Annotated in this window: 19 protein-coding genes; 8 read left to right on the forward strand and 11 right to left on the reverse strand. The window is 54.4% G+C overall.

Going from position 1 to position 26,624, the window contains the following annotated elements; genetic code table 11:
* Positions 1–23 precede the first annotated feature (23 nt).
* Entirely contained in the window at positions 24–500 is a 477-nt protein-coding gene (locus JT718_RS17955) for a Dps family protein (RefSeq protein WP_205504171.1), read from the reverse strand.
* Between the two features lie 248 nt (positions 501–748).
* On the opposite strand from JT718_RS17955, the gene JT718_RS17960 reads away from it, so the two are divergent.
* Positions 749–1,684: a hydrogen peroxide-inducible genes activator gene (locus tag JT718_RS17960; RefSeq protein WP_205504172.1), complete on the forward strand. Its 936-nt coding sequence runs from the start codon at positions 749–751 to the stop codon at positions 1,682–1,684.
* Between the two features lie 471 nt (positions 1,685–2,155).
* Here the strand turns inward: JT718_RS17960 and sucD are convergent, their stop codons facing one another.
* The gene (sucD, locus tag JT718_RS17965) at positions 2,156–3,046 is read right to left on the reverse strand and encodes a succinate--CoA ligase subunit alpha (protein ID WP_149089372.1); all 891 of its coding nucleotides are present in this window, start codon (positions 3,044–3,046) and stop codon (positions 2,156–2,158) included.
* Positions 3,047–3,305: 259 nt separating this feature from the next.
* A complete protein-coding gene (locus tag JT718_RS17970; RefSeq protein ID WP_205504173.1) occupies positions 3,306–3,479 on the reverse strand; it encodes a hypothetical protein in 174 nt (57 codons plus the stop codon).
* A gap of 402 nt (positions 3,480–3,881) precedes the next feature.
* Here JT718_RS17970 and JT718_RS20765 point away from each other — a divergent pair, with 402 nt between their 5' ends.
* Together JT718_RS20765 and JT718_RS17980 are read left to right on the forward strand one after the other, a co-directional pair.
* Positions 3,882–9,164 (forward strand): carboxypeptidase-like regulatory domain-containing protein, encoded by a 5,283-nt coding sequence (locus JT718_RS20765; RefSeq protein ID WP_205504174.1) that lies wholly within the window; start codon positions 3,882–3,884, stop codon positions 9,162–9,164.
* 339 nt (positions 9,165–9,503) lie between these two features.
* Positions 9,504–10,466, forward strand: a complete 963-nt coding sequence (locus JT718_RS17980) for a DUF6929 family protein (protein ID WP_205504175.1) — start codon at positions 9,504–9,506, stop codon at positions 10,464–10,466.
* Positions 10,467–10,534: 68 nt separating this feature from the next.
* On the opposite strand, the gene JT718_RS17985 is transcribed toward JT718_RS17980, so the two are convergent.
* From JT718_RS17985 to JT718_RS17995, 3 genes are all read right to left on the reverse strand, one after another.
* Positions 10,535–10,960 carry a T9SS type A sorting domain-containing protein gene (locus tag JT718_RS17985; protein ID WP_205504176.1) on the reverse strand — a complete coding sequence of 142 codons (426 nt, stop codon included), beginning with the start codon at positions 10,958–10,960 and terminating at the stop codon, positions 10,535–10,537.
* Positions 10,961–11,153: 193 nt separating this feature from the next.
* On the reverse strand, positions 11,154–12,560 hold the full coding sequence (locus JT718_RS17990) for a lysophospholipid acyltransferase family protein (protein ID WP_205504177.1): 1,407 nt from the start codon (positions 12,558–12,560) through the stop codon (positions 11,154–11,156).
* Between the two features lie 137 nt (positions 12,561–12,697).
* Complete coding sequence (locus JT718_RS17995) at positions 12,698–13,429, reverse strand: Dph6-related ATP pyrophosphatase (RefSeq protein ID WP_205504178.1); 732 nt, start codon at positions 13,427–13,429, stop codon at positions 12,698–12,700.
* A gap of 978 nt (positions 13,430–14,407) precedes the next feature.
* Here JT718_RS17995 and JT718_RS18000 point away from each other — a divergent pair.
* Positions 14,408–15,640, forward strand: coding sequence for an ROK family transcriptional regulator (locus JT718_RS18000; protein WP_205504179.1), 1,233 nt, complete (start codon positions 14,408–14,410; stop codon positions 15,638–15,640).
* Positions 15,641–15,759: 119 nt separating this feature from the next.
* On the opposite strand, the gene JT718_RS18005 is transcribed toward JT718_RS18000, so the two are convergent.
* The 5 genes from JT718_RS18005 to JT718_RS18025 form a co-directional block, all read right to left on the reverse strand.
* Positions 15,760–16,251: a DUF4112 domain-containing protein gene (locus JT718_RS18005; protein ID WP_205504180.1), complete on the reverse strand. Its 492-nt coding sequence runs from the start codon at positions 16,249–16,251 to the stop codon at positions 15,760–15,762.
* Between the two features lie 68 nt (positions 16,252–16,319).
* A complete protein-coding gene (locus JT718_RS18010) occupies positions 16,320–16,904 on the reverse strand; it encodes a GNAT family N-acetyltransferase (RefSeq protein ID WP_205504181.1) in 585 nt (194 codons plus the stop codon).
* A 459-nt stretch (positions 16,905–17,363) separates the two neighbouring features.
* Positions 17,364–19,016: an L-glutamate gamma-semialdehyde dehydrogenase gene (gene pruA, locus JT718_RS18015; RefSeq protein ID WP_205504182.1), complete on the reverse strand. Its 1,653-nt coding sequence runs from the start codon at positions 19,014–19,016 to the stop codon at positions 17,364–17,366.
* Positions 19,017–20,107: 1,091 nt separating this feature from the next.
* Positions 20,108–20,938, reverse strand: coding sequence for a metallophosphoesterase family protein (locus tag JT718_RS18020; protein ID WP_205504183.1), 831 nt, complete (start codon positions 20,936–20,938; stop codon positions 20,108–20,110).
* An 85-nt stretch (positions 20,939–21,023) separates the two neighbouring features.
* On the reverse strand, positions 21,024–21,764 hold the full coding sequence (locus tag JT718_RS18025; protein ID WP_205504184.1) for a nucleotidyltransferase family protein: 741 nt from the start codon (positions 21,762–21,764) through the stop codon (positions 21,024–21,026).
* Positions 21,765–22,053: 289 nt separating this feature from the next.
* Between JT718_RS18025 and JT718_RS18030 the strand changes: the two genes are divergently transcribed.
* From JT718_RS18030 to JT718_RS18045, 4 genes are all read left to right on the forward strand, one after another.
* Positions 22,054–22,458, forward strand: coding sequence for a hypothetical protein (locus JT718_RS18030; protein ID WP_205504185.1), 405 nt, complete (start codon positions 22,054–22,056; stop codon positions 22,456–22,458).
* A 102-nt stretch (positions 22,459–22,560) separates the two neighbouring features.
* Positions 22,561–23,235 (forward strand): porin family protein, encoded by a 675-nt coding sequence (locus tag JT718_RS18035; RefSeq protein ID WP_205504186.1) that lies wholly within the window; start codon positions 22,561–22,563, stop codon positions 23,233–23,235.
* A gap of 138 nt (positions 23,236–23,373) precedes the next feature.
* On the forward strand, positions 23,374–25,302 hold the full coding sequence (locus JT718_RS18040) for a DNA polymerase III subunit gamma/tau (RefSeq protein WP_205504187.1): 1,929 nt from the start codon (positions 23,374–23,376) through the stop codon (positions 25,300–25,302).
* A gap of 59 nt (positions 25,303–25,361) precedes the next feature.
* Complete coding sequence (locus JT718_RS18045) at positions 25,362–25,898, forward strand: hypothetical protein (protein ID WP_205504188.1); 537 nt, start codon at positions 25,362–25,364, stop codon at positions 25,896–25,898.
* Positions 25,899–26,624 lie beyond the last annotated feature (726 nt).

A 26,624-nucleotide genomic window follows, 5' to 3' on the forward strand; every position in this document is an offset into this window, starting at 1 on the left:
AAAGGGTTGTAGTATGGGTTGGGTTAGGAGGCCTGGAAAGCGTTCAGCATCCAAAGCGTTTTTTCCAGGGTGTTCAGGTCATCGCTGATGAGGCCCTGGGTTCCTTCGTCGTCATGCTCGGCGGCCAGGGCCAGAACTTCGCGCTCCAGGTGGATGATTTGGCCTATGTTCTCTACGGTGGCTGCCACAGTCTCTACATCTGAGGACAGGTTCTTTCTCTCCTGCACGGTAGAGGCCGCCAGAAAATCTGAGAAGCTGTGCATGGGCACGTGGCGCAGGGTTAAGATGCGCTCGGCTATCTCGTCAATGGTTTCAAAAGCGGCAGTATACAGTTCCTCAAACTTGGCGTGCAGCGCGAAGAAGTTTCCGCCTTTGATGTTCCAGTGGAAAGCCCGCAGATTCTGATAATACACGTGGTAATTGGCCAGTAGCTCATTTAGCTTAACCGCCAGTTCTTTGGTGTCTTTGCGTTCCAGTCCTAATTCGTTGTGTGATTCCATAGTTATGTAGAAAGGTTAGAAATTCGTTCTCTTGTGCCTAACCATACGACAAAGGTGCCCGAAACGATTTTATCTATCAAATTGATAGTATTTATACGATTATAGATATTCCCTATTATCTTTGCCTCGTTCTTGTGAGCACCGTTTTCGGGCACTTTCAAGAAAAAGGGACCCAAAACGCGCACCGGAATATTCATAAAACTACCTTATTCACCCATTCACTCCACCACTCATTCACTCCTTCACCTATGACGCTCACCCAACTGGAATACCTGCTGGCCGTTGACACCTACCGCCACTTTGCCACCGCCGCCGAGAAATGCTTTGTGACGCAGCCTACCCTGAGCATGCAGTTGCAGAAACTGGAGGAGGAACTTGGCGTGCAGTTGTTTGACCGCAGCCGGGTGCCCGTGCGCCCCACCGAGATGGGGAAAGACGTCATTGCCCAGGCGCGCGTGGCCGTGGCCGAGTTCAAGAAAATAGAGGAGTTGGTTAAAGTGCAGCGCGATGGCATCAGCGGAGAGCTGCGCATTGGCGTCATTCCTACGCTGGCGCCTTACCTGGTGCCGCTGTTTATTACCTCGTTTATCCAGAAGTACCCGCAGGTACACGTAAGCATCCAGGAGATGGTCACCGAAACCATTGTGGAGAAACTGAAGCTGGAACTGCTGGACGTGGGCTTGCTGGTGACACCGCTGAATGATAAGAGCATCTTTGAGGTGCCGCTGTTCTACGAGGCCTTTGTAGGTTACCTGCACCCGGCCCATCCTTTGTCGGTACTTGAGGAAATCACCGCCGAAGCCATTGACCCCGCCGAACTCTGGCTCCTGAACGACGGCCACTGTTTCCGGAGCCAGGTACTGCAGCTCTGCAACCGCGCCAAGACCACCCGCAACGTGCACCTGGATTACGAGAGCGGCTCACTGGAAACCCTCAAACGCATTGTGGAAACCCAAAGTGGCATGACGTTGCTCCCAGAACTCTCAGTGCAGGAACTCTCTGACGAAAAGAAAGCCATGGTACGCCCCTTTGCAGACCCTCAGCCCCTGCGCGAAGTCAGTTTGGTGGTACACCGCAGTTTCCTGAAGAAGAAGCTGATTGAATCACTGCGCGACGAGATTATCACCCACCTGCCCGATGGTTTGCGCGAGCGAAATCCGGTGCGGGTGGTGAAGATTAAGTAAGTGCGTTTAGGGGCTGTTTTCCTGAAACTAGGCTCCTTCTATGGCGCGGAAGTTACTTCCGTGACTTGCCTCAAGGCTGTTCAAAAGGCACGGAAGTAACTTCCGCGCCATAGAAGAATAAATTCACTTCCCCTACAAAATAGCTTCTGAGTAGTAGAGGTAAGTGATGTTTCTAGATAATTCATCTTGTCATTGTTGATGTCTTCTTGCCTTACCAGCGGCCCCTCGCCGTTATTGGTGTTCTCCCCAACCACTTGATCAGCGATTGACAACAAAAAGTCAACAACAAAGGATTGTTCCCAAAAAGCTTACCACCAGCCTCATTATCACCTTTGACACATCAGGAAAATTCCCCTCCTGGGAGGGGCAGGGGTGGGTAGCGTTTCCCACGTGTTTTTCCTAAAACAGATCTAAAACAAAAAGGCGGCTCCTTCCAGAGCCGCCTTTTTCAATATGATGAAGCGAAAGAACTTACGCGTTGGTAGTCTCGCCTTGTAATACTCTTACCATGGTCTCGCCAATTTCAGCCGGAGAGTCTACTACGTGGATGCCGTTCTCACGCATGATGCGCATTTTAGCGGCAGCGGTATCATCGGCACCACCAATGATGGCACCTGCGTGGCCCATTCTACGACCAGCCGGAGCAGTCTGACCTGCTATGAAACCAACTACTGGTTTCTTGTTGCCCGTAGCCCGGATGTACTCCGCAGCCACAGCCTCGTAGTTACCGCCAATCTCACCGATCATCACGATGGCATCGGTCTCTGGATCTTCCATCAACAACTCAACTGCATTTTTAGTAGGCGTTCCGATGATTGGGTCACCTCCGATACCGATGGCGGTAGAGATACCCAAACCAGCTTTCACAATCTGGTCAGCAGCCTCGTAGGTCAACGTACCAGATTTAGAAACGATACCGATACGGCCTGGCTTGAACACGAAACCTGGCATGATACCAACTTTGGCCTCACCTGGCGTGATTACTCCCGGGCAGTTTGGCCCGATCAAGGTAACTGGCTTGTTTTTGATGTAGTTTTTAGCGGCAACCATGTCTTTCACCGGAATTCCTTCGGTGATGGCCACAATCACTTCAATGCCGGCATCGGCGGCTTCCATGATGGCATCAGCGGCAAACGCTGGTGGCACGAAAATGATAGATACATTGGCTCCGGCTTTCTGTACGGCCTCGGCTACGGTATTGAACACCGGACGGTCTAAGTGGGTAGAACCACCTTTGCCTGGGGTTACGCCACCTACTACGTTGGTGCCATACTCAATCATTTGCTGTGCGTGGAAGGAACCTTCTGAGCCGGTGAAGCCCTGCACAATCACTTTGGAATCTTTATTTACTAAAACACTCATGTGTAGTGGATTATGTGAAAGATGTACGCTCTCGTTAAAACTGTACGCAAAAATAGGCTTTTTTGCTACCCATCCAAACTAAGAATCTGCTTTACTCCTTTGCCATTGCCCTCCCGGTTTTAGGTCTGTTTACTTAGAATCAGGGGTAAAACAGGACCTAGCATTTTCCTCGGCATGCAGCAGAATACTGTTTTTCCCCTATATTAATAACAAAAAACTGCCCTGCATGCCGCTGCCCCCCTGCCTCCGCACTCGTTTTCTATTCTTGTTTTTCATTTGCTTTCTGCAGCTCGCTCATCATACCTGGGCGCAGAAGAACTTGGCCAACAGCCGTACCACCAGTTACTACACTTACCTCTACCGAATCACAGACGCCGAGGCGAAAACGCTCTATGAGAAAGGCATACAAACTGCTCGGGAGAGTTTTTTTCATAGCAAGGTAGACTCCTTCCCCACTGGCCAGACCCACCGGAAGCGTCTTCCGCTGGGTCATTATCTGTATACCTACGCTTCTGGTGAAGAGCTTGTGTATGTCCTCCGCTCTTTTTCCCCTATACAAGTGAAACTGCTACAGAATCAGGTTGATTTAGCAATTCTACTACAGGATAGCTTGGGAAATCCCATTCCTGATGCGCACGTGTGGGTCAAAAGCAAAAAGGTACCGTTTGATAAAGCCACCTACACCTACCGATTGGCTAAATTCAGGAGAAAGGGTCTTCTGACGGTGGAGCACAAGGGGCAAACGTCATTTCACCCATTGAGCCGGGCTTCCCAGAAACCGCCATTGTGGCGCAGGATCGTCTTTTCTTTTCCTTTGTATTACCTCTCCTCACCGGTGCAGAATATAGTCACCAGCATCAAATACCATGATCTGCCCGGATTTGTACGACGGGTTTTTGCTTTGTTTGACGAAGACTACAGAAGAGACAGCAACCAGAAATACAGAGGGTTTCTAGTGTTCAACAAACCCATGTACCACCCCGGCGACACCGTACGGTACAAAGCCTATATTTTACGGAGAAACGGGGACCTTTACCGCAAAACGCTCTCCGCCGAAGTGTACGGCAACCGAAAAACCCACCAAGTTGGGAAACTGAAACCATATCAACCGGGAGCCTATGAAAGTGCTTTTGTGTTGCATGACTCCCTTAAACTCACTCTTGACACTTATGTCTCCCTTGACCTGATGCGCGGCAAAAAAAGGTGGGACGACGAGGAAGTGATGGGTGGGCAATTCAAATACGAGGAGTATGAACTCAAAGAAAACACCTACACCCTTAGGCTAGAGGAAAAAGAGCACGCCACCGGCGCCACAAATAAACTAATGGTGCAGGGCACCGACGCGAATGGCCTAAACCTGCCAGATGCCCGGGTGGAACTGACCGTTCTCAGCGAGCAATTAGTGCGTAGCCGGGAGCCATCCGTTTTCATTGCAGACACTCTCTGGACGCATAAGCAATCCTTGGAGTCCACCGGGCAGACTACCATAGAAATACCGGCCTCCATTTTCCCCAAGGCCTCGGTGAAATACAAAGTAGAAGCCGCGTTTCTAAACTCCAGCAATGAGCGCAGCACCCAATCCACCCAGGGCACCTATCTGTACCAAAAGGGGCAGCTAAAACTTATCCTGTTGAAAGACAGCGTGCAGGCCTTATACCTGGAGGAAGACACATCACTCCCCCAAAGGGCAATGCTTACAGTTTTGGCGAAAAATGGTAAAGTGCTCCAAAAAGAAAACCTGACCTTGCCGACTCTGTTGCCACTGCAGGCACAGGCGCACACCTATGAACTTAACACCATTGACCAGCAGGCCAACCTGAATTTGGCGAGCAAAGACGCCAACCTGAATTTCTTCTCAGACCGCACCCTTGACTCCGTCTTTTTCACAGCCCAGAACCCCAGAAGGCTGCCGTTCTGGTATTTTGTGTACCAGAAAAACAAACTGATCTCGCGGGGCCACGACACCGCAGCCCACTGGAGCTTCGCCCGGAAACTGCAGGGGCATGAGCCTTATTACGTCTCTTTTCAATACCTGTGGGCCGGAGAGATGCACCAGAGCGAGTATGGCACTCCCTTCCGGGAGAAAGAGCTTTCTGTAGCCATTGCGGCTCCACCTACCGTGTACCCCGGGCAGCAAACTAATATAACCGTAGCCGTGACCAACGCCAAAGGCAAGCCGGTATCTAACGTAGACCTCACGGCCTATGCTCTCACCTCCAAATTCAAAGACACTGTTCCACCCAAGGTTCCGTTCTTTGGCTATTACAAAGGACGCAAGGCCCGCAGCAAGTTTCATCTGGAGAACATCACACCCTGGACTGGGCAAAAATTGGACTGGAGCCGCTGGAGCCGAGAAATGGGCTTAGACAGCATAGCCTATTACCAACTGCTGTACCCCACAGACGGCTCCTTTACCAACTACAGCCCTGCCCCAGACAGCCTAACCCAGTTTGCGCCTTTTGTGGTGGACTCTGGCAGAGTGGTGCCAGTGCACGTGGTGTACCTGGACGGGGTACCGGTGTACTTCTCGGGCACCGACATAAAACCCGCCTACTCTTTTCCCGCCGACAGCGGCTTTCACACCATTAAACTTCGCACGGCCCAGCACACCATCACCTTAGACAGTATCTACTTTAAACCGCAACAAAAATTGGTGCTCAGCATTGACCAGAACAAAATGCCCGAGCTTCTGGCAGCAGCCGAAAAAAACAAGTTAGCCCCATCAGAGAGAGCCAACTTGAACGCTTATCTGCTGCCGGTAGAACAGAACTTCCATGAGGGTGTGGTGTACCTCCACCAAGGCAACCGGGTTCAGCTTTTGCCTAACAACTCTTACGGGTATCGCCACAACTCCAGAAACACCAATGTCCGGTACCCTATCCTACTGGCAGGACCTTTCCGGCCAGATAGTCTGTACTTCAGATTTCTGGGGAATTTTACCACCGGATTTATTCCTGAGCCTAACTACACGTACCGTTTTGAGCCTGGTTTACTAAAAATGCGCGAAAAACAGGCCCTAACCTCAGATGTTCACCTGGCCCGCTACGCCAGGGAGAAACTAAGCCCCACCAAATTCTCTGAGAAACCAACAACCGATGTATCGTTGCGCAGGTTATGGCAAAAGCTGGAAGAACAAAGGTGGATTGCAGAGATTACCGCCCCTGCGTTTAAAACGGGACCGGGAACAGGTCTGGGTAAGCTGTCTTGGCAACTGGACACTACGTTTAAACAAACCCCGCAGCACATTTTCCTGTTCAACCCCAAAGAACCGGCAGATTCTGTTCTGGTTTTCAAAGGCGATACCCGGCTGGTCTCCCACATCACGCCTGGTCCTTACCGGTTCACCATGCTTTTCCCCGATCATACCCAGCTTTCTACCACAGCTACCATACAGCCTGACGGCCTGCTGCACCTTAACTTCACCCCTGCCCAGCTCGAACAAGCGAACACCCAAAGCAAGGCCTTGCTCAAACTGGTTCAGCAAAGGGTGCTAGAGGCCAAAGCGTTATTGCTGGAGGCGCAAAAGCCCAAGCCTCCCACTCCGCCTAAGGTAACGCCGCTCACCAACGGCGTGGGTATTTATAACCACGTGATACGGGGAACCGTGGCAGACGCTGCAACCGGTGAACCTCTGCCAGGAGTCTCCATTGTAGTGAAAGGCACCAATGTTGGCGTAGCCACTGACATTGACGGACAGTTCTCCATTAACGCCCCGGCCAATGGCGTTCTCATACTCTCCTACATTGGCTATGTGAATGAAGAAGCGGTTATTCAAGGACAAAACATTCTCAATGTCGCCTTGCAGGCTGATGCAAAAATGCTGCAAGAAGTTGTGGTAGTAGGGTATGGAACCCAGAGAAGGTCAGAGCTTACCGGGGCAGTTACAACCGTACACACGGCACTGTATGGCCGGGTGGCAGGAGTTGCCATTGGGCAACCCGGAGCAGATGGGTTTATCCGCATCCGGGGTGCCTCTTCTATCCTAGGCAACACGCAACCACTCATTATTGTAGACGGTCTGCCGTTTGATGGAGAAGTGAGTGACCTGGAAAGCAACGCTGTTGCCTCTATGAGCATATTGAAAGATGCCGCAGCCACCGCCCTTTATGGTGCCCGGGCAGCCAACGGCGTGGTGATTATTACCACCAAGAAAGGGAAAGAGCAGGCAGAGCAAGCCCTTGCCATGGGAACCGAGGCAGACCCCACCACCTCCATCCGCAGCTACTTCTCTGATTACGCCTTCTGGCAACCGCGCCTAACCACCGACAAACAAGGCAAAGCCACGTTCCCGGTCACCTTCCCCGGCGATGTCACCAGTTGGAAAGCGCACGTACTAGCTATGGATGGCAAGAAGCGGAGTGGCCAGACCAGCACCGAGATCCGGTCGTTCAAAGCCATGATGGCGATGCTGAGCGGCCCGAGGTTCCTGATTGAAGGCGATAAAACGCAAATCATCAGCAAAGCGGTGAACTACCTGCCAGATACCGCCAGTGTACAGACCCGGTTTGAATTCAACGGACAAGCGCTTCGGCAACAAACCTTGAAACTGGGCCGCGTGTTCACCGATACCGTCGTGATTCAGGCTCCGGCCGTAGCACCGGACTCGGTGGAACTGATGTACTCTTTGCGGCAAGGCAGCGGCTTCTCAGACGGGGAGCGGCGGCACATTGGGGTTTATAAAAAAGGCGTGCTGGAGCGCAAAGGCGTTTTCCTCTCCCTGCCCATTGACACCACACTTACCCTCACGTTTGATCCCGCCAAAGGACCAGTGCACTTCTACGCCCAAAGCAGTCTGCTGCAAGTCATGCTGGATGAGATCAAGGCCCTCCACCGCTATGAATACTGGTGCAATGAGCAGGCCGCCTCTAAACTGAAAGGCTTGCTGTGGGAAAAACGCATCCAAGCGGCTTTAGGCAAAGAATTTGAGCACGACAAGATGGTACGTCGTCTGATCCGGCACCTGGAGAAAACCCAGAAAGAAGACGGTACCTGGAGTTGGTGGGAAAACGGTCCTGCCTACCTCTGGATCAGCCATCACGTCACCGAAGCCCTAGTCATGGCCCAGCAGGAGGGCTACACCACCAGTTTCAAGAAAAAACCACTGGTTGACTATCTCACCTTCCACGTGGAAAAGAAAGGCGCCCAAAACAAAATCAGGGCACTGGAGATCCTGCAGAAATTAGAGGCCAAAGTTGACTACCCGGCGTACGTGACCAAGCTGGAGAAACAACCTCACAACTCACTGGAAGACCAGTTCCGCTTGACCAGACTTCGGCAGCAGCTGAACCTGAGGGCTCCCTTAGACACCCTGCAGAAATACCGCAGAAGTACTACGCTGGGCGGTTTGCATTGGGGCGAAAACAAAAGCAGTTTGTTCAACAACCACATCTCCAATACCCTGCTGGCCTATGAGATTCTGAAAGCCGCCGGCGGCCATGAGCGCGATCTGCTCAGGATACAAGCCTTCCTGCTGAACGAGCGCCGAACCGGTTACTGGCGCAATACCTATGAATCGGCCCGCATTCTGGAGACGCTATTGCCGGACCTGGTCAAAGAAAAAGGCCAGACACCCGAGAAGCAGCTTTTCCTCTCGGGCGGCGTAAACACCACCCTGAAGAAGTTCCCGGCAGACACCACCTTTACGCTTACGCAACCACTCACCATCCGCAAACAAGGGTCCTTGGCGCTTTACCTCACGGCTTACCAAAACGAGTGGATTGCTCAACCGACTCGCGTAGAAAAAGACTTTGTGGTGCGTACCAGGTTTATAGGAACCGGCTCTACCCAAGCCACCCTGGAAGCTGGTAAACCGGTGGAAATGGAGGTGGCAATAGACGTGAAAGCCGATGCCTCTTACGTGATGATTGAAGTACCCATTCCGGCCGGCTGCACGTATGACAGCAAATCCAGCTGGGGCCGCTACGAGGCGCACCGCGAGTACTTCCGGCATAAAGTGTCCATCTTCTCCAATCACCTGAGCAAAGGCCACTACACCTTCACCGTAAAACTGCTGCCGCGTTACAAAGGCACCTACACCCTGAATCCGGCCAAGGCCGAGCTGATGTATTTCCCCACGTTCTTCGGGCGCGAAGGCGTGAAGGAAGTGGAAGTGAAATAGCAGACAGTTCAGAGTTCTGAGTCTTGAGTTCTGAGTGGAATGGCTTACCTGTTTCGGGCCTGTTTTGCAGAAAACAGGCCCGAAACTTTATGGGTGATTCCTTGTCTTAAAGGCACAACCACCCAGTTATAGATCAGTACAGATAGGAAACAGAAAGGAAAGCTTTCAGTTTAAAGCGGTTTTCTCCGCACTTTTCAGAAATAAGCCGTAAAACAGTACGCATGTAATACCAGGAAATTAATTAACCCTAAACGACAGTGAGTTCGTAACGCTGACTTAGCCCCTTTCTCCCCCATGAAACTACTAGTACGGCTCTTACCTTATATAGCTTTCATCGTTATGCCCCTTCTCACCGCCAGTTGCCAGTCAGACTCCTCCCCCAGGCAGCCCACGGCGGTGATCCGCCAAAAGGTAGTACTGGAGGGGATCCCCTCGGCCTCGGGCATTGAGCGGGTGGGCGACCGGTACTACGTCATCGGGGATGATTCGCCGTACCTGTTCACGCTGGACAAGAACTTTAAGCTGGTGCAGCAGACACCGCTGTTCAAAGCCGGTCCTCTGGCCGAGGGGCGTATTCCCAAACCCGTGAAGCCAGACCTGGAAGCCATTACGCAGGTGACCCTAGAGGGCCAGCCTTGCCTGCTGGTGGTTGGCTCGGGTGCCACCGCCCCCCGCAACACCGGCTACCTGTTGCCCATTACCCGCGGGGGCCTGGGCACGCCCATGACGCTTAACCTCACGCCGCTTTACCGCCAGCTGCGGGCCAACAAAGCCATTACCGGGCAGGCAGCGCTTAACATTGAAGGCCTGGCGGCCGATGAAGAATACCTGTACCTGCTGCAGCGCTACGCCCCGGGCGGGCATAATGTGCTCATCACGTACACCATGGAGTCCGTTACGCCTTTCCTCTTGGGGCGGGAGGCGGCACCCAAGCCAACCAGCATCCTGACCTGGGCCCTGCCCGAACTAGAGCAGATCAAGACCGGGTTCTCGGGCATGACCTCGGCGCTGGGCGGCCGGATGCTGTTCACGGCCTCGGCCGAAGAAACGCCTAACGCCGTGCTGGACGGGGAAATCTACGGCAGTCTGGTTGGCCTGCTGCAAGCCCACTCAGATGAGACTACCCAGCCGGCAAAGCCCCAGGTGGTGACCCCCATCACAGAGCAGGACGGCACGCCTTACAAAAGCAAGATTGAGTCTATCTGCATCTCGGGCCAGGACCGCAGTGACCTTACCGCCGTGGCCGTGGCCGACAACGACAATGGCTACTCTGAGCTGATTGTGCTGAAGTTCACCTGGTGACCCCCTCTCACTTAAGGCAAAATGCCTGCGCTGAACGTTCAGCGCAGGCATTTTGCCTTGGCTTTTACCTACCTCAATCGCACCCGTACTTTCTTCCAGTACACCGTGGTGGGCGTCTTCACTTCTACCAGGTAGGTTCCGGTTTTTAGTTTGCCCAACGGCATGGGTGGGGCCAGGGTATGGTCTCCGGCCGGAATGGGTTTGGTGTAGAGCACCTTGCCGGCGTAGTTGGTTACCTCCAGCACCCCGGCTTCGGCCATGTCTTGCTGAAAAGAGAGCAGAAACACATCCTTGGTCTTGCTCTCAGGGAAAAGGTCTATGCCCGAGAGGGTTTCTCTACGCACCGGGGCGTCTTTGCCCCGCGCCGCCAGGAGGGCAGCGGTATCTTGGGTTGCCGGTACGGCAGGTTTTGTCTGCGCATGGCCAGGCGCCCCGCACACGGCTATCATTCCCGCCACCAACCAGACACCAACAGAGTTCATTTTCACTTCCATACGGGATACATTTTGAGGGTTATTGCCACCGCCATGGCGGCAAAACTCTCTTTGCAGATACCGTTCCAAAAATGCCGGCTATGGGCAAAATTTATTCGGTTAACAGTTGCCTCTCTTTGGGGGAAACCCGCCTGGCCCGCTCCGGTGCACTTTGCTGCCAGCCTGCCTAGCCATCACGCCCCAAAGAGTGGCACTACTGCATGGGGTTGGGTTGCGAAGCGGGCCGCGTTTCGGGGCTGTTTTCTGGGAAAGAGGCTAGAAACTCGTCGCGGGCCTGCTCCAGGGCTGCCATGAGGCGGTTGCGCTGCTCCAGTAAACTGTGCAGCACCGTAGTCCGCCGGTAGAAAAGCGAGAAGAAGATCCAGTGCCGGCGGGCCACCTGAATGCGGTGCCAGTAGTGCAGCACAAAAAAGCCCGTGAGGGGCAGCGCCACCAGGTACCCCACCAGCGCCCAGCCTTTCAGCCCCAGCCAGGCGTGCACCGCCCAGCCGATGAGCGCGTAGAAAATGGGGAACGTGAACATGCCAATGGTCATCATCATGGGCGCGTGGAACTCAATGTCTTTGGTGAGGGCGCGGGCAATCTTGGCGGGCAAGAGGTACGGCAGGTAGTTATGCACCACCCCGAACAGGTAAAACGGAAAGCCCAGCACCAGGTACACCAGGGTCTGCACCGTACCCCAGGCAACGTTGCGGCGGTTGGGCACCTCGCGCAGGGCCCCGGGCACCAGGCCCACACTTTCCAGGTGCTGCAGGTAGTCTTGCAGCTCAGTGCGCAGCTGGTGCACCCGCTCCGGCTGGCGGGCCTCAAAATACTTGATGCTCTGCAGAATGCCCTTGGTGATGAGGAAGCGCTCCTTTGACTCTGACCGGGAAAGGTCTAGCTCATCTACCAGGATGTCCTGGTACACGGCCTCCACCTGGCGGGCCAGCTGGTCTTCCTCGTCGGTGTCGGTGTGGATGACCAGGGCCTCCAGCCGCTCCTTCAGATGGTCGGTGAGGGCGTGGGCGGCCTGGAACGGGTCCTGGGCAAACGCCTCCTGAAAATCTTTGACGTGGATGGGCTCGCCCACGTTCACAAACACATCGCTCCGGAACCGCGAAGGGTCTGAGTAGTTCACCCCCACCGGCACAATGCGCAGCCCCAGGTTGAACCCGTGCTGGGCCTCGGCGCCCAGGCCAATGCGGGCGGTTCCGGTCTTGAGCGGCCGCAGGCGGCGCTGCATAAAGCTGTTGCCTTCGGGGAACACCATGAGCGTGCCGCCCTTGCCCAGGAACTCATAGCATTTGGCAAAGGTGGCGTCGTTCTGGGCCGAGCCGGCCTCGCCCACATCTTCGCGGCGGTACACTGGAATCATGTACAGTTTGTGGAAGAGCCAGCCCTGAATGCCGGGTTTGAAGAAGCTGCTTTTGGCCAGGAAATAGATTTTCTGCTTCATGAGCGAGGCCGTGACCACCGGGTCCATGAGCGTGTTGGGGTGGTTAGACACCACAATCAGGGGCCCCTCTGACAGCAGGAACTGCCGGTTGTTCACCGTAAAACGCCTGAAGAACACGCGCAACGCGATCTGGAATAAGGTCTTGAGCAGAAAATACAGCATACTGGCTCTGGTTTACCGTAGGAAGCTACGCATTTTTAGGCTGATTTTAGAAAACCGGCCCTGAAACAAAAGAGCATCTGCAGGAATAAACCTACCTTCCAGACCGGGCAGAACTTACCTGAATCTTTGTCCCCTAGTTAACGGGCAGGCAATAGATCGCAGAACCAGAAACCGGTGTCGTAGGAAGTGGGCGGGGCCACAAAGCACTCCTCCTCTTCCTTGGCAGCGGGCGCATAACTCCGGAAGACCGTCTCTCCCACTAGCACGGGCACCGGCTGCCGGAAGTTGGGTCCGTCATAGACAAAAGAATGGTACTCGCCGTTTTCGCCGCAGGGGTCTACGTGGGCGGGCAGGTCTTTGATAAACGCCTCGTCCAGCTCACGGCCGGCGAAGGAGGAGTCCAGGTGCCTGCCATTCACGCACACTACTTTCGCCCGGAACCCCGCGCGCCAGAACTCCTCCAGCAGGGCCGTAGGGTCCTCGCCCCACAAGGGAAACGCGGCCTGTACCCCAACCAAGGCCAGTTGCTCCTCGCGGTAAGCCCGCAGGTCTGCCAGGTAAAGATCGCCAAAGAGGCTGTGCGTCACGCCGGCGGCCCTGAACGTCTGCCAGGTCTGGGCCATAACCGCGTTGTACTCCGGCATGCTGGCGCCCTCGGGCAGATAGATGGGGTGCCAGGCCAGTTGCAAGGCCTGGGCCTGCAGTTGCATCAGCTCCTGGCGCACGCCGTGCATGGTTACCCGCTGGTGGGGTTGGCTTACGGTGGTGCAGAGGGCATGCAGTTGCATTTGCTGTTGTTGCTGGGTTCTGTGCAGCGCCAGAGCGGCATCTTTGCCGCCGCTCCAGTTTAAGATGGCAAGGGGTTTCATGCGGGAAAGGTACGGGTTACGCTTGATTGCCGCACGTGCTTTAAACCGGGCGGGGCGGAAGGTGCCTAAAACAGCAAGAACACCCAGGCAGTAACGGAAAAAGAACTGCGCTACCGGTGCTGCCCGGGCGGGTGCGGTTCTTGCCTGTTTTGCCTGAAACAAGTTAAAACGGAGCTCGCCCAAAGAGGCTGGCACCACCGCTGGCCTACGCCAGGTCTCAACCTCCTAAAGCCGGAATCAACCTCAGGAATGGAACCCTGCCAAGGGTTTCTACCGCGGGAGCAGCCCTGGCGCGGGCGCTTCTGTGCAAAACCCTGGGTTGCTTTGGAGCTATTTTTAAGAAAAAGGGCCAAAAACAATCAATTTTAGTTTATTGACTTTAAATTTGATTGTTTTATACTTTAGTAATATCTACTTTTACAACAAAATACGCATGAAAGGTAACTATATTTAATAAAAACCTTATATTAAGTATAAAAAAGACAAAGGGTTAGCCTGCCGTGTGCTTCTGCTAAGGATGTGCGCCCCTTAGGCCCCAATGTCAGAGCCTCCTGGGGAACCTTGCTCCTGGCAGTTGGTTCCTTGCCAAAGAAATAGCGCTCTTGCCTACGTGCCGGTTGCAGAAGCCCTTCCCCCACCTGCCGCAACAAGCCCCAAGCCACTATCCCCCTGGCCATCTTGATGAAAACCGACCCTCATTCCCGCAGCCCCTGCCGGCTGTCTACAGGGAGGAGAAGACACTGTGTACGCCTCATTTTGCACTTACAAGCGCTTTATATTATCGTATTTGTATATTTACCTGTTCTTAGAAGGCAAGCGGAGCTGTCATGTTCCCTGAGCCGCTTTCTTAGGTGCTCCCTTCCGGTGCAGAGAAGGGCCAAGCATTCATCTTATTTCTGGCGCACCACGGATTTGTACAACAACCTGCATCATCTAGTTAGCCCATGCTACCTTCCACACACCACAACACATTAACTTATGGCAGCTTCTTTCTTTGAGGAGATAAACAGCGAGGGACCTACCGGGGTGGCTTTCAAAAACGTGAACCTCAAGAAGAAAGTAATCTCTTATTTCGCGAATACCGGCAACGCCACCATCGCCGACCTAAGCAAGGAACTGAACCTGAGCGTTCCTAAAGTCACCAGCCTCATCAACGACCTCATCCAGGACAGCCTGGTGCAGGACCACGGAAAAATAGAATCTACGGGCGGCAGAAAGCCCAACGTGTATGGCCTGGCCCCCAACTCTGGGTTCTTCATGGGCATTGACGTGAAGCAGCATTACATCAACATTGGCCTCACCGACTTCCAGAAGAACCTGATCAGCAGCTTTGACCGGTGCCCCTACGAACTCAAGAACACCCAGGAGTCACTGGAGGAGCTTTGCAAGATCATCAACAACTTCATCGCAGATTTGCCCATTCCCAAGGAAAAGATCCTGGGCATTGGCATCAACCTCTCTGGCCGCATCAACTACTCCAAGGGCTACAACTACAACCTGTTCCACTTCCATGAAGACCCGCTCAGTAAAATCATTGAGCAGGAAGTGGGCATTAAGGTGCTCTTGGAGAACGACTCCCACGCCATGGCCTACGGTGAGTTCTGCTCGGGCGCGGTCTCTACGGAGCGCAACATCCTGTTCCTGAACCTGGACTACGGCATTGGCATGGGCATCATCATCAACGGCCAGCTGTACTACGGCAAGTCGGGCTACTCTGGCGAGGTGGGCCATATCCCCATCTTCCAGAATGAGATTCTCTGCCGCTGCGGCAAGAAAGGCTGCCTGGAGACCGAGGCCTCGGGCTGGGCCCTGGTAGAAAGGTTCAAGGAGAAGCTGCAGGGCGGCGCCTCCACGCTGGCCACCCTTAACCACATGGCCCCCGAGGACATCCACCTGGAAGACATCATCAACGCCGCGAACAATGACGATGTGCTGGCCATTGAGCTGATTGCCCAGGTGGGCGAAAAGATAGGCCGCGGCATTGCCCTGCTCATCAACCTCTTCAACCCCGAGCTGGTCATTCTGGGCGGGCTGCTGGCAACCACCGAGGACTATATTCTGCTGCCTATCAAAAGCGCCATCAAGAAATACTCGGTGAGCCTGGTCAACAACGACACCCAGCTGAAAATCTCCCAACTGGGCGACAAGGCCGGGGTGATTGGGGCCTGCCTGCTGGTACGGCACCGGCTGCTGGATCTGGAACACAGTTAAACTACTTCGCCCGCCTGCGCTGGGGTACACCAACGCAGGCGGGCGTTTTGGGTCTGTTTTCTAGAAATTACCGCTGAAACAAGGCTCTAAAGGGCCGCTACACATTAGCGCTCCCCATGCTACCACGCCGAATACGCCCAGTACCAGATAAACTGCGCCAGCTTCCAGAGGCCGTAGAGCAGCAGCCCGAAGAGCACTACAAACGCCACCAGCACGGCAATGAGGAAACCGGTGCCTTTGCCCTGGTACTTGCCCTCCTGGTAGTGGCGGCGCAGCAGTTCCACGTTGCGTTGGTTGGCCTTGTACCCGAAGTCAAACAGCCAGCCCACCACCGGAATGCTGCCAATCACGGCATCCAGGAAGATGTTGAACAGCATGCGCATGACCAGGTAGCGGCTGGCCCCGTGCTTGGCCATGGTCATGACCAGCACCCCCGACATGGCAAAGGAGGTCATGTCTCCCACCACGGGGAGCAGGCCCAGGATAGGGTCCAGCCCAAACCGGAACCTGGTGCCCGGTAGCTTGAACTGGTTGTCCAGCAGCCTGGAAAAGGATTCCACCCATTTCAGGCGTTCATCTACGGGGGTAACGGGTGTGGTATAACGGTCCATGGCAGGAAATTTCTTCTTTTTACGTATTCATACGCATGACCCGCCCTACAGGATTATTTCTCAGCCTATTACGCCAACATCTGCTCCAGCCGGGCCTTCACCTGCGGCCACTCCCGGTCAAGAATACTCAGGATGACCGAGTCGCGCACACGGCCCTCTGAGGTAACCATGTGGTTGCGCAAGATTCCTTCTTCTTTGGCACCGATGCGGAGCATGGCCTGGCGGGAGCGCTCGTTCAGCACATCGGTCTTGAGGGTGACCCTGATGCAGCCCAGCTCCTCAAACGCGTGCCGCAGCAGGAGGTACTTCGCTTCAGTGTTCACGGCCGTGCGCTGATAGGCCGAAATGATCCAGGTCCAGCCAATCTCCAGCCCTTTGTTGGCCACGTCAATATTCCCGAAACGGGTGCTGCCCATCAGTTCCCCGGTCTTGGGGTGCACGTGCACGAACGGAAGCGCAGCACCGGCAGCCTGTGCTTTGAGCGCCGCGTGTACGTAACTGGCCATGTCCCCGGGGGTACGCAGCACGTTCAAACTTAACCGCCACAAGCGCTCGTCCAGACCAATGGCAGCCAGTTCAGGAATGTCACTCTCCTGCAACGGCCGCAGGATGACGTGCTGGCCTTGCAGGGTAACGGGAGTGGGTGTTTTCATGGCTTGGAGGTTGTTCCGTTGGTTCTTGGGCTACAAGTTAGCAGCCTTTGGGCAAACCATTTCCTGCTCTTTGTCATCCAGACTATCCAGGAAATTTTCCACCGTCGCCATCTTGGAAAGATCTTGTCGGCGAACGGTAATACCAGCTCATCCATGCTTTTCTAGTTCGCCCACAAGATCCTTTCAGGATGACAATAAGAGGTTGGAGTTATGCTTTTTTCTATGGCGCGGATTTACTTTCGTGCCTAATATTGGGTAGTCACGGAAGTAAATCCGCGCCATAGGAAAGGAGATATAGGCTATGGAAGTAAATGCGTGCCATAACGAAGCATACAAGGAAGCGGCATCCTTCAAGATACGGAAAAGAAAAACCACCCATTTCTGCCCTCTTTTTAACAAAACAGCCCCGAAACGGAAATCCATTTCGGGGCTGTTTTCAGGGAATTGGGTTATAAACGTTTAGATGGCACCTTCTACCTGGCCGTCTTCCTGCAGGAACGGGTAGCGGTAATCTACCGGCGGCACAAAGGTTTCTTTGATGGTACGGGCGCTGGTCCAACGCAGCAGGTTCAGCATGGAACCGGCTTTGTCATTGGTACCCGAGGCGCGGGAACCACCAAACGGCTGCTGACCAACCACGGCCCCGGTGGGCTTGTCGTTGATGTAGAAGTTACCGGCCGCGTGGCTCAGCTTCTTGGTGGCCAGTTCAATGGCGTAACGGTCACCGGCGAAGATAGCCCCGGTTAAGCCGTACGGAGATGTCTGGTCTACCACTTCCAGCGTTTTCTCGAAGTTCTCGGCATCGTACACGTGCAAGGTCAGTACCGGACCGAAGAGCTCTTCGCACATGGTCACGTACTGCGGATCCTGCGCCACAATAATGGTAGGCTCAACAAAGTAGCCCACGCTCTTGTCATAGTTACCACCGGCAATGATCTCTACTGAGTCATCTTTCTTGGCGGCATCAATGTAGCGGGCCAGCTTGTCAAAAGACTTCTCATCAATCACAGCGTTGATGAAGTTGCTGAAATCACCGGGATCACCCATTTTAAACGATTTCAGGTCTTCCACCACGTGCTGCTTCACCTCGTCCCACAGGTTGCTTGGGATGTACGCACGCGAAGCCGCCGAGCATTTCTGTCCCTGGTACTCAAACGCGCCACGGGTAATGGCCACGGCCACTTCCTTGGCATTCGCCGATTTATGGGCCAGGATAAAGTCTTTTCCGCCGGTCTCGCCCACAATGCGCGGATAACCGCGGTACGAGTTAATGTTCTCACCAATGGTTTTCCAGATGTGGTTGAACACGCCGGTGCTGCCTGTGAAGTGAATACCCGCAAAGTGACGGTGACGGAAGATCACATCGCCGGCCTCAGGACCATCTACGTACACCAGGTTGATCACGCCGTCTGGCAAGCCAGCCGCCTTGAACAGTTCCATAATCACCTGGGCAGAATAGATCTGGGTGTTGGCAGGTTTCCACACCACCACGTTCCCCATCATGGCCGGAGCGGCAGGCAGGTTAGCGGCAATAGACGTGAAGTTGAACGGCGTTAACGCGAACACAAACCCTTCCAGCGGACGGTGCTCCAGACGGTTCCACATGCCCGGCATAGACTCCGGCTGCATTTTGTAGATGTCGGTCATGTACTTCACGTTGAACCGGAAGAAGTCGATCATCTCGCAGGCGGCGTCAATCTCGGCCTGGAACGCGTTCTTCGATTGCCCGATCATGGTGGCGGCGTTCATGCGCGCCCGGAAAGGCCCGGCCAACAGGTCGGCGGCTTTCAGGAAGATGGCAGCGCGGCTTTCCCACGGCATGGCAGCCCATTGCTCACGGGCAGCCAGCGCGGCGTCAATGGCTTGCTGCACGTGCTCGCCGGTACCGTAGCTGTAATGCGCTACTACGCGCTTATGGTCATGCGGAGGCGTGAACGGCACTTTGTTCTCAGTGCGCACTTCCTGTCCGCCAATGTACATAGGAATATCCAGTTGCTGCTCGCGCAGCGCATTGTATGCTTTCTGAAGTTCTTCTCTTTCTTTGCTGCCCGGCGCATAGCCTTTCACAGGCTCGTTCACCGGAATAGGGACATTGAAAAATCCGTTGGACATATGGAAATCGGTTTAAATTCAAATACTACTACTGAAACAAAGGTAAGGCATTCACCCCGAAAAGGCTAACGGGTATGAGGAAGGATGAAGGTGGGGTTACATAGTATGTTGCTGGCGTAGCGGCGGCTTGTCTACTTAACTGGTCATTGCTAAGTTGGTGGTTGCTGGTGTAGCGGCGGCCTGCTGATATTCAAGTAGTTGATTTATGATTTGACTGATGCTGGCGGGTTGCCGTTTGTCTATGGACTTATGGGCTGCTTTGTTTCATCTTCTCTGATAAGCGCTCACGGCCGCGGGGCCCCGTCTTTGCCCCTCGCACTGCCCTTGCGGCCCACCTCTGTAGTTTGTGCTTAGCTCAAGTTATCCAAGGGCCACAAGCGAGGCGCTCGAGCCAAAGACTGGAATCGGGATCTTCCAGCTGTGGACTTGCATAGCAGCGGTATCGCTAATCATTGTGCTAGAACTTTTCTTTCTATGGCGCGGATTTACTTCCGTGACTTTCTACACTATAGGAGCACGTGAGGCACGGAAGTAAATCCGCGCCATAGTAGCGCCTAAGAACGCAAGACCTCACAGGTTTTCAAGACCTGTGAGATCTCTCCGCTTAAACTACTTTCTATGGCTCGGATTTACTTCCGGGCTATGGTTGGGTTTAGCAAAGGCTGCTGCTTTGCTGTAATAACGGAACCTCTGCAGGAGTAGACCCACGCCTGCCCCTCCCGGGAGGGGAGTTCCGGTTCATGGCGGATGGAGTTGCCTTTAGGTTGGGCTTTGGCCAATTGGATTGCAGAAGTGGGTGCCTATGACCCGTTAAGGCGATTCTCTTCCTCGTGCAGGTGACTCCCCTCCCTGGAGGGGTGGGGGTGGGTACATCCGTTTCGGGCCTCTTTCTCCCAATCTAAGCCAAAACCGAACTCCAGACTCAGAACTCAAGACTCAGGACTTGTTTTTACCCTGCGAGCGGCTCTAAGCCAACTTACCCATTTAGCGGCTCTTTTCTCAAAAACAGCCCCTAAACGGGAGATCCTTTTACCTACCTCCCGGAGAAGTGCGGCAAAAGGATCTCTACAGTTCATGGCCGAAGTGGTTTTCTACACGTCATATAAAAAGAACGGCATGGCAAAACCGGCTTTCTGCAGGATGGGCTTGGCCACGTTGAACACTTTAATGCCTTTGGCGGTCTCGCCTTCCAGCGTGCCCACGTGGGCGTGCCCGTGGAAACAGGCCAGCACGTTCTGCCGGTCCAATGGTTCGGCCAGGCGGGAGCAGCCCAGGAACGGATGGATGGCTTCGGGCTCCCCTTCCACGGTGGCTTTGATGGGCGCGTAGTGTAGCACGGCAATCTTCTTCACGCCAGGGTACTCCGTGTCTAATCTTGAAAGGCCGGCCTCCAGTTTGAGGGCCTCGTCTACGGCTTCCTGCACAAAGGCTTTGTTGCTGCTTTCCCCGAACATGGAGAGCATGTACTTGTCAAACCCGCCACCGAAGCCCTTCACGCCGGCAAAGCCCACGTTTTTGATCACCACCGCGTCGCCGTCCAGGAAGTGGACGTTGTCGCGCATGAGGCAGGTCCTGATGTCATCGTGCTCGTGCTTATCATGGTCATGGTTGCCCAGCACGCAGACTACCGGAATGGTGCAGGCCCGCATTTCTTCGGCCAGCACGGCGGCTTCCCTGGCGTACCCGTGGTCGGTAAGGTCGCCGCACAGCAGCAGCACGTCGGCCTGCTCAGAGGCGGCCTTGAAGAAATCAACCCACTTGCCTTTGTCCGTTTCGCGCACGTGAATGTCGCCCACGGCCGCAATCCGGACGGGTTTAGGCGCTTCATTGGGTCGTGCGGCGGCGTCTGAGGTTTGCGGGGCGACTGGCTGTAAAGGCTGAACGGGTTGCGGGGTAATGCTGGCGTGCGGTTGTTGTTCCATTTCTAATAATTGCTGGTTGTTGCTTGTTGACTGGTTAGCAAAGCGTGCTGGGTGACCCAAACGGCTCTTACCTATCAACTAAAAACTAGATGGTCATGATGGTCATGGCTTTGAAGCCCCACTCGGTCACGGCCGGGGCGTACTGCGTCTGGTCAATCAGCAAGCCGCGGCATACTTTCTCCGTGGGCGGTGGCATGTCAAACTGCTCCTTGGCGCGCAGCAACAGCTCATCAAACAGCCAGCGCGGCACAATGTCCCTTTCTGAGGGGTACACAAACTGGAAGGAAAGAAACTGCGCCAGCAGCAGTTGCCAGTGTTGCTCCAGAGTCTGCAAGATGCGCTCCCAGTCCATCTGGTCACCGTAGCGCAGGATAAGGTGGTTCAGGTCTGAGCCATCGTAGCGCTCGCGGTTCTGCACGTAGATCTTGCACCGGAACAGGTCCTCGGCGGAGATATACTTCACGGGCACGCCAAACTCGGTTCCCTCGGGCGCTTTCCTGAACCAGCCGTCGTTCACGGGGGTGTTGTTGCCGGGGTTGTTGAAGATAAAGTCTACGTACTTGCCGTCTTTGTAGGCCTTGGCCAGCCAGCGGGCATCCACCAGCTCGGTCTTAAAGCCTTCGTCGTTGAAGATCTTGAGCAACCGGGGGCAGTCGCCGGCCTTGCAGAACACGTCCATGTCTTTCATGGGGCGTTGCATGCCGGTATACTGCCTGAGGGCAAAACCGCCGCCCATCAAGAAAGGCAATCCGCTTTCATGCAGCATTTTGAGGGCCTGCGGGTAAAATTCCTGAGCCACCTCGGGGGCCATATCATCTAGTTCCATACTATTTTATTCAGTGCTGATAGGTAGAAAGTTGAGGACCTGCCATGACGCTGGGGCCACTTGCTTTCCTCCGGAAAGCCCAAGAGCAGCCCGAAGGAGTAGGTAGGTATAGCATTTACTGAATCAATAGAAAAATGTTATCTTAAAGGGGTAAGATATGCTTCAAAAACACTTAGCGGCCTGTTTTTAGGCAATTTTTCAAGAACTGGCTCTTAAACGAAAGAACCTTTTTGCCTTGCCGTTTGGGCGGCCGTGCGTAAGTTTGGCTTTCACAAACCAACAGGAAGTGATGTCTGGAAAGAAAGTAAAATATGTATTGATCGCGGTTTTTGCCGGGCTGATGATCTGGTTTATCAAGGATGCGTTCACCCAACCGGGTGTGCAGGACCTGAAAGGCGACTTTGAGGAAGTAGCCATGTACCGCAACGAGAACAACACCGGCCCCATCCAGCGCATTTACGCCGTCACCGTTTCAGACAGCCTTTGGGATCAGATGCAGGCGTACGGCGACTACATGCCCCACACCAAGTATGGCACCACCAAAGTGTACTTCTTCCTGAAAGGCCAACCCGCCCCCCAAGCCGTTACACCCGGTGAACAGAACTTCGACGCGCAGTTTCAGCCGCATTGCCTGGCCAAATACGAGAAAGACGCCATGGGCCAGGTGAGTCTGGTGAAGCGGCCGTTCAGGTAAAATCCATTCCAGTGAATTCCTCCGTTAATGGGGAAACCCTGTGGAGGATGGGAGAAAATCTGTTTTTCTGAATATGTTTGGAAAACGATACTTCCCATGCTCATGAAGAACATCTTATTGGCGCTGTTTTTTGTTGTGACAGCGTCTGCTCAAAGCCTGGCACAACAAGCCCCGGGAACGGTACAGTTGGGGTTAGCGGCAGGGCCATCTTTCACTTCTCTTAGAGGAACCACCAATGTGAGGGGCGTTGACTTAGGCTGGGAAAGGGATTTAAGAGGAGGCGCTGGCATCTCTGTCCGTTACCAGCTCAATGCTCTTTTCCTGAAAACCGATCTGCTTTACTACAACAAAGGGTTCAAAACTGACATCACTGCTACCGATGCGTACGGCAACTCCACTGCTGGGCATACGCTCAAAGGCCATTTCCATTATCTGACGCTTCCACTTCTGGTGGGAGTCTCTATCAAGGAAACTGGGTTTTTCCTGAATGCCGGTCCTTATGTGGGGAGATTGCTCAAAATGAACTACACCCATGATCTACCTGAAGAGACCCAGATCCCTTCCAACTGGCAGGAAACCTCTTCCTGGAACAGGTTTGATTATGGAGTTTCAGGAGGAGTTGGTTATTCCCGTTCCCTTTTGGGCTTTGTTTCAGTGAGCGCGGAAATAAGACAAGACTTAGGCTTGCGGAACCTGGTGAGGGAGGGCACCAGTACCTTTAAAATTAACTCCACCACGTTACTGCTCGGGGCCCATTACACCTTAGGCGGCAAATAAGCAGGTTTCCTGTTTTGGGCCTGCTTTCCCAGAACCAGGCCCAAAACGCTACCGCTCGTTGCACAAATTCAAGAACCTGCTTCTGCCCTGTTCTTTCCGTTGCGGATTCGATTCAGAATCGATTAACTTTGTAGAGCGATGGAGAATTTTGTTGTATCGGCCCGTAAATATCGCCCGACTACGTTTGATAGCGTGGTGGGGCAGCACCATATTACCACTACCTTAAAGAACGCAATCAGCAGTAACCACCTGGCGCAGGCGTTCCTGTTCTGCGGCCCCAGGGGCGTGGGCAAGACTACGTGCGCGCGTATTCTGGCCAAGACCATCAACTGCCAGAACATTACGCCGGAGGTAGAGGCCTGCAACGTGTGTGACAGCTGCAAGAGCTTCAACAACAACAGCTCGTTCAACGTGCACGAGCTGGATGCGGCCTCCAACAACTCCGTGGAGGACATCCGGAACCTGGTGGAGCAGGTGCGTTATGCGCCGCAGACGGGCAAGTACAAAATCTACATCATAGATGAGGTGCATATGCTCTCCAACTCGGCCTTCAACGCGTTTCTGAAAACCCTGGAGGAGCCGCCGGCCTACGCCATTTTCATTTTGGCTACCACCGAGCGCCACAAGATCATCCCAACCATCCTGTCGCGCTGCCAGATCTTTGATTTCAACCGAATCCGGATTGAGGACATGGTGCAGCACCTGGGCCGTATCGCCTCCAAAGAGGAGATCAAAGCCGATGACGATGCCCTGCACCTGATTGCCCAGAAAGCCGATGGTGCCCTGCGCGATGCCTTGTCTATCTTCGACCAGATGGTGACCTTCTCGGGCCACCACCTCACCTACAAGGCCACCGTGCAGAACCTGCACATCCTGGACTATGACTATTACTTCCGCCTGACGGAATATCTGCTTACCCAGAACCTGAGCGGCGCTTTGCTGCTTTATGACGAAATCCTGAAAAACGGCTTCGATTCGCACAACTTCGTGCTGGGCATAGGCGAGCATTTCAGAAGCTTGCTCGTGTGCAAAGACACCGTAACGGTGCAGTTGCTGCAGGTTTCTGAGAACATCAAAGCCCAGTACGCGAAGCAATCGCAGGAGGCGTCTCTGAGTTTCCTGTTGTCGGGCCTGAACCTGGTGGGCACCTGCGACCAGAACTTTAAAGCGGCTAAAAACCAGCGGTTGCACGTGGAACTGCTACTCATGAAGCTGGCCCATTTGCCGCATGCCCTGCAACTGGCCTCAGACCTCTCTTTGAACGGAGAGGTCAAAAAAAAAACTAATGGAAGTTCCGGCGTAGCCGCTCCGGTTGCCCAGGCACCGGTTATCCAGGCTCCGCCCGTAGCTCCCGCGTCCGCGCCACCAGCCCCAGCTCAGCCAGTTTCGGCCGGTCTTGAGAAAAACACCGCCGAAACGCACCACAACACCGCGCCCGCCGATATGGACGCCGGCCAGGAGCCCGTGTTTGACACGTATCCTAACCAGGCACCTTCTCCGGTACCCGTGGCGGCTAAACCGGCCCCGGCGGTGGCTGATCCGGCAGCGCCCATGCGCACCGTGGCCTCTCCCCTGGCTACCCGCAAACTGTCAAAACTGCCCAGCCTGAAGAACCTGGAGGAGAAAGTAGCGGCATCTGCGGCACCCGCGGTGGAGGTGCTGGAAGAGGAAACCGAGGCCTACGTTCCCGGTTCTCTGCCGCCCATCAACGAACTGAAACTGCAGCAGCTCTGGAAACAGTACGTGGACCGCGTGAAACACACCGACCGCACCCTGGAGTACACCATCCTGAACCGCGAGTGGTACTTTGACGCCGAGAAAGCCGAGGTGCACCTGCAAGTGGAAAATGAGGTGCAGGTAGCCGAGTTCAACAGCTTCAAACCTGAATTTCTGATGTATCTGCGCCAGGGCTTAGGGCATAACCGAATACAGGTGCTCATTGACGTGGTGCAGCAGGAAGGCGGCCGCAAACTCTACACCTCGCAAGACAAATACAACTACTTAGCGGAAATGTACCCGGCCTTGAAAGACCTCAAAAACCGCCTCGGCCTGGACACTGACTTCTAATCTTTTCAAAACCTGTGGGGCTTTTCCAACGTCTCACAGGTTTTTACTTTCCCGCTCCCATGAACCACCTCTTCGATCGTAAAACCGATGCTTTTTTTGGAAGTCTCCGTTACCTAGGCTACGTGCTGCTACCGGGAGGCATCATACTGGGTGGTAGCCCCTTGTGGTCTGGCACTGACAAAGTGCAAATGCTATCTGTAGGCACGTTACTGGTTTTGCTGGGACTTCTCTTCCAAGGTACTTACCACGGTTTCCAGATCGATTTTCAAAACAAACGGGTACGGGAATACCTGAGCATGTTCGGGCTGAAGACCGGCAAATGGGCACCCTTGCCCGCGTTCAAGCAGGTCCTCCTGACTTCCAACCTGGGTCACGCTCATGCCCACGATCATGACCACGAACACGGCCACCACCATGATGAACCCGCCCCGCTGGTAACCTGGTACACCATCGGCTTATACTCCACCTCTCCAGAACCCGACTACGAACTCCGCACCGATAGCCAGCAGGATGCCCTGCAAACCATGGAACTGCTGGCCAAGCGCCTCCACATTCCCGCCGAAAACAGAGCCACCTCCCCTGCTTCTCATTTGTAGATGGCATAGTTATTTGGGGGCTGCTTTTCTTAAATGAGGCTGAAATGGGCTCTGCCCTTGGATTGTGGACCAGCAGGTGTAAACATCCCCTTCGCTCCCTCCAAAGGGGGAGTCTGAGCTTGGTAGAAGTAATTGAGATCAATGGATTGGGGCTTCCCTCGCTCGCCTCTGGCGAGTGTGGGTCATCGTTCGGCCTCTGGCCGCGTTGGAGTGGATTGCCTTTGCCTATGTCCTTAGCGGCGAGACGCCGCCCCATTTCTCACACTCGCCAGAGGCGAGCGAGGGTTTGCTTGAGCCTTATTCACAGCCACGGTAACACGGCCTTGCAAACTGCCAGCCTTAACAGGCTTGAACCATGAGGAATGTGAACCCACCCCTGCCCCTCCCAGGAGGGGAATCCGCCTTGCTGAAGGAATTGCAGTGCCTTGTCTCTACGGTATCACCGTCACTGCTTCTGTCTCTTCTTCCTGTTCCAGTCTTTCGCTTGAGCGCCTAGCACTCGACCCGGTGCCGCGCATGCGGCAGGCCTGAGGGCCAGGCGAGAGAGCACAGCGCGAAGGCGGAAGACGGGGCCCCGCGGCCGTGAGCGCACGAAGCTACCTATGCAACAACCCAGCTCATAAGTCCATAGACAAACGGCCCTTCGCCAGCAATAGCAAAAACATACCAACAACGGCTAATCAGGACATAGACAAGCCGCCGCTACGCCAGCAACAGACAGGAGTA

The sequence above is a fragment of the Rufibacter psychrotolerans genome, assembly GCF_016924645.1.
Lineage (GTDB): Bacteria > Bacteroidota > Bacteroidia > Cytophagales > Hymenobacteraceae > Nibribacter > Nibribacter psychrotolerans.

What these genes read in the sequence shown, in the direction of transcription:
- JT718_RS17960 (WP_205504172.1), top strand. Translation starts at nt 749, where the DNA reads ATGACGCTCACCCAACTGGAATACCTGCTGGCCGTTGACACCTACCGC.
- JT718_RS18005 (WP_205504180.1), bottom strand. Translation starts at nt 16,251, where the DNA reads ATGGACCGTTATACCACACCCGTTACCCCCGTAGATGAACGCCTGAAA.
- JT718_RS17990 (WP_205504177.1), bottom strand. Translation starts at nt 12,560, where the DNA reads ATGCTGTATTTTCTGCTCAAGACCTTATTCCAGATCGCGTTGCGCGTG.
- JT718_RS17970 (WP_205504173.1), bottom strand. Translation starts at nt 3,479, where the DNA reads ATGAAAAAAACTCTCCCGAGCAGTTTGTATGCCTTTCTCATAGAGCGT.
- JT718_RS18025 (WP_205504184.1), bottom strand. Translation starts at nt 21,764, where the DNA reads ATGGAACTAGATGATATGGCCCCCGAGGTGGCTCAGGAATTTTACCCG.
- JT718_RS18040 (WP_205504187.1), top strand. Translation starts at nt 23,374, where the DNA reads ATGGAGAATTTTGTTGTATCGGCCCGTAAATATCGCCCGACTACGTTT.
- JT718_RS17980 (WP_205504175.1), top strand. Translation starts at nt 9,504, where the DNA reads ATGCCCCTTCTCACCGCCAGTTGCCAGTCAGACTCCTCCCCCAGGCAG.
- JT718_RS18030 (WP_205504185.1), top strand. Translation starts at nt 22,054, where the DNA reads ATGTCTGGAAAGAAAGTAAAATATGTATTGATCGCGGTTTTTGCCGGG.
- JT718_RS18000 (WP_205504179.1), top strand. Translation starts at nt 14,408, where the DNA reads ATGGCAGCTTCTTTCTTTGAGGAGATAAACAGCGAGGGACCTACCGGG.
- JT718_RS18010 (WP_205504181.1), bottom strand. Translation starts at nt 16,904, where the DNA reads ATGAAAACACCCACTCCCGTTACCCTGCAAGGCCAGCACGTCATCCTG.
- JT718_RS17985 (WP_205504176.1), bottom strand. Translation starts at nt 10,960, where the DNA reads ATGGAAGTGAAAATGAACTCTGTTGGTGTCTGGTTGGTGGCGGGAATG.
- JT718_RS17995 (WP_205504178.1), bottom strand. Translation starts at nt 13,429, where the DNA reads ATGAAACCCCTTGCCATCTTAAACTGGAGCGGCGGCAAAGATGCCGCT.
- JT718_RS17955 (WP_205504171.1), bottom strand. Translation starts at nt 500, where the DNA reads ATGGAATCACACAACGAATTAGGACTGGAACGCAAAGACACCAAAGAA.
- pruA (WP_205504182.1), bottom strand. Translation starts at nt 19,016, where the DNA reads ATGTCCAACGGATTTTTCAATGTCCCTATTCCGGTGAACGAGCCTGTG.
- JT718_RS18020 (WP_205504183.1), bottom strand. Translation starts at nt 20,938, where the DNA reads ATGGAACAACAACCGCACGCCAGCATTACCCCGCAACCCGTTCAGCCT.
- sucD (WP_149089372.1), bottom strand. Translation starts at nt 3,046, where the DNA reads ATGAGTGTTTTAGTAAATAAAGATTCCAAAGTGATTGTGCAGGGCTTC.
- JT718_RS18045 (WP_205504188.1), top strand. Translation starts at nt 25,362, where the DNA reads ATGAACCACCTCTTCGATCGTAAAACCGATGCTTTTTTTGGAAGTCTC.
- JT718_RS18035 (WP_205504186.1), top strand. Translation starts at nt 22,561, where the DNA reads ATGAAGAACATCTTATTGGCGCTGTTTTTTGTTGTGACAGCGTCTGCT.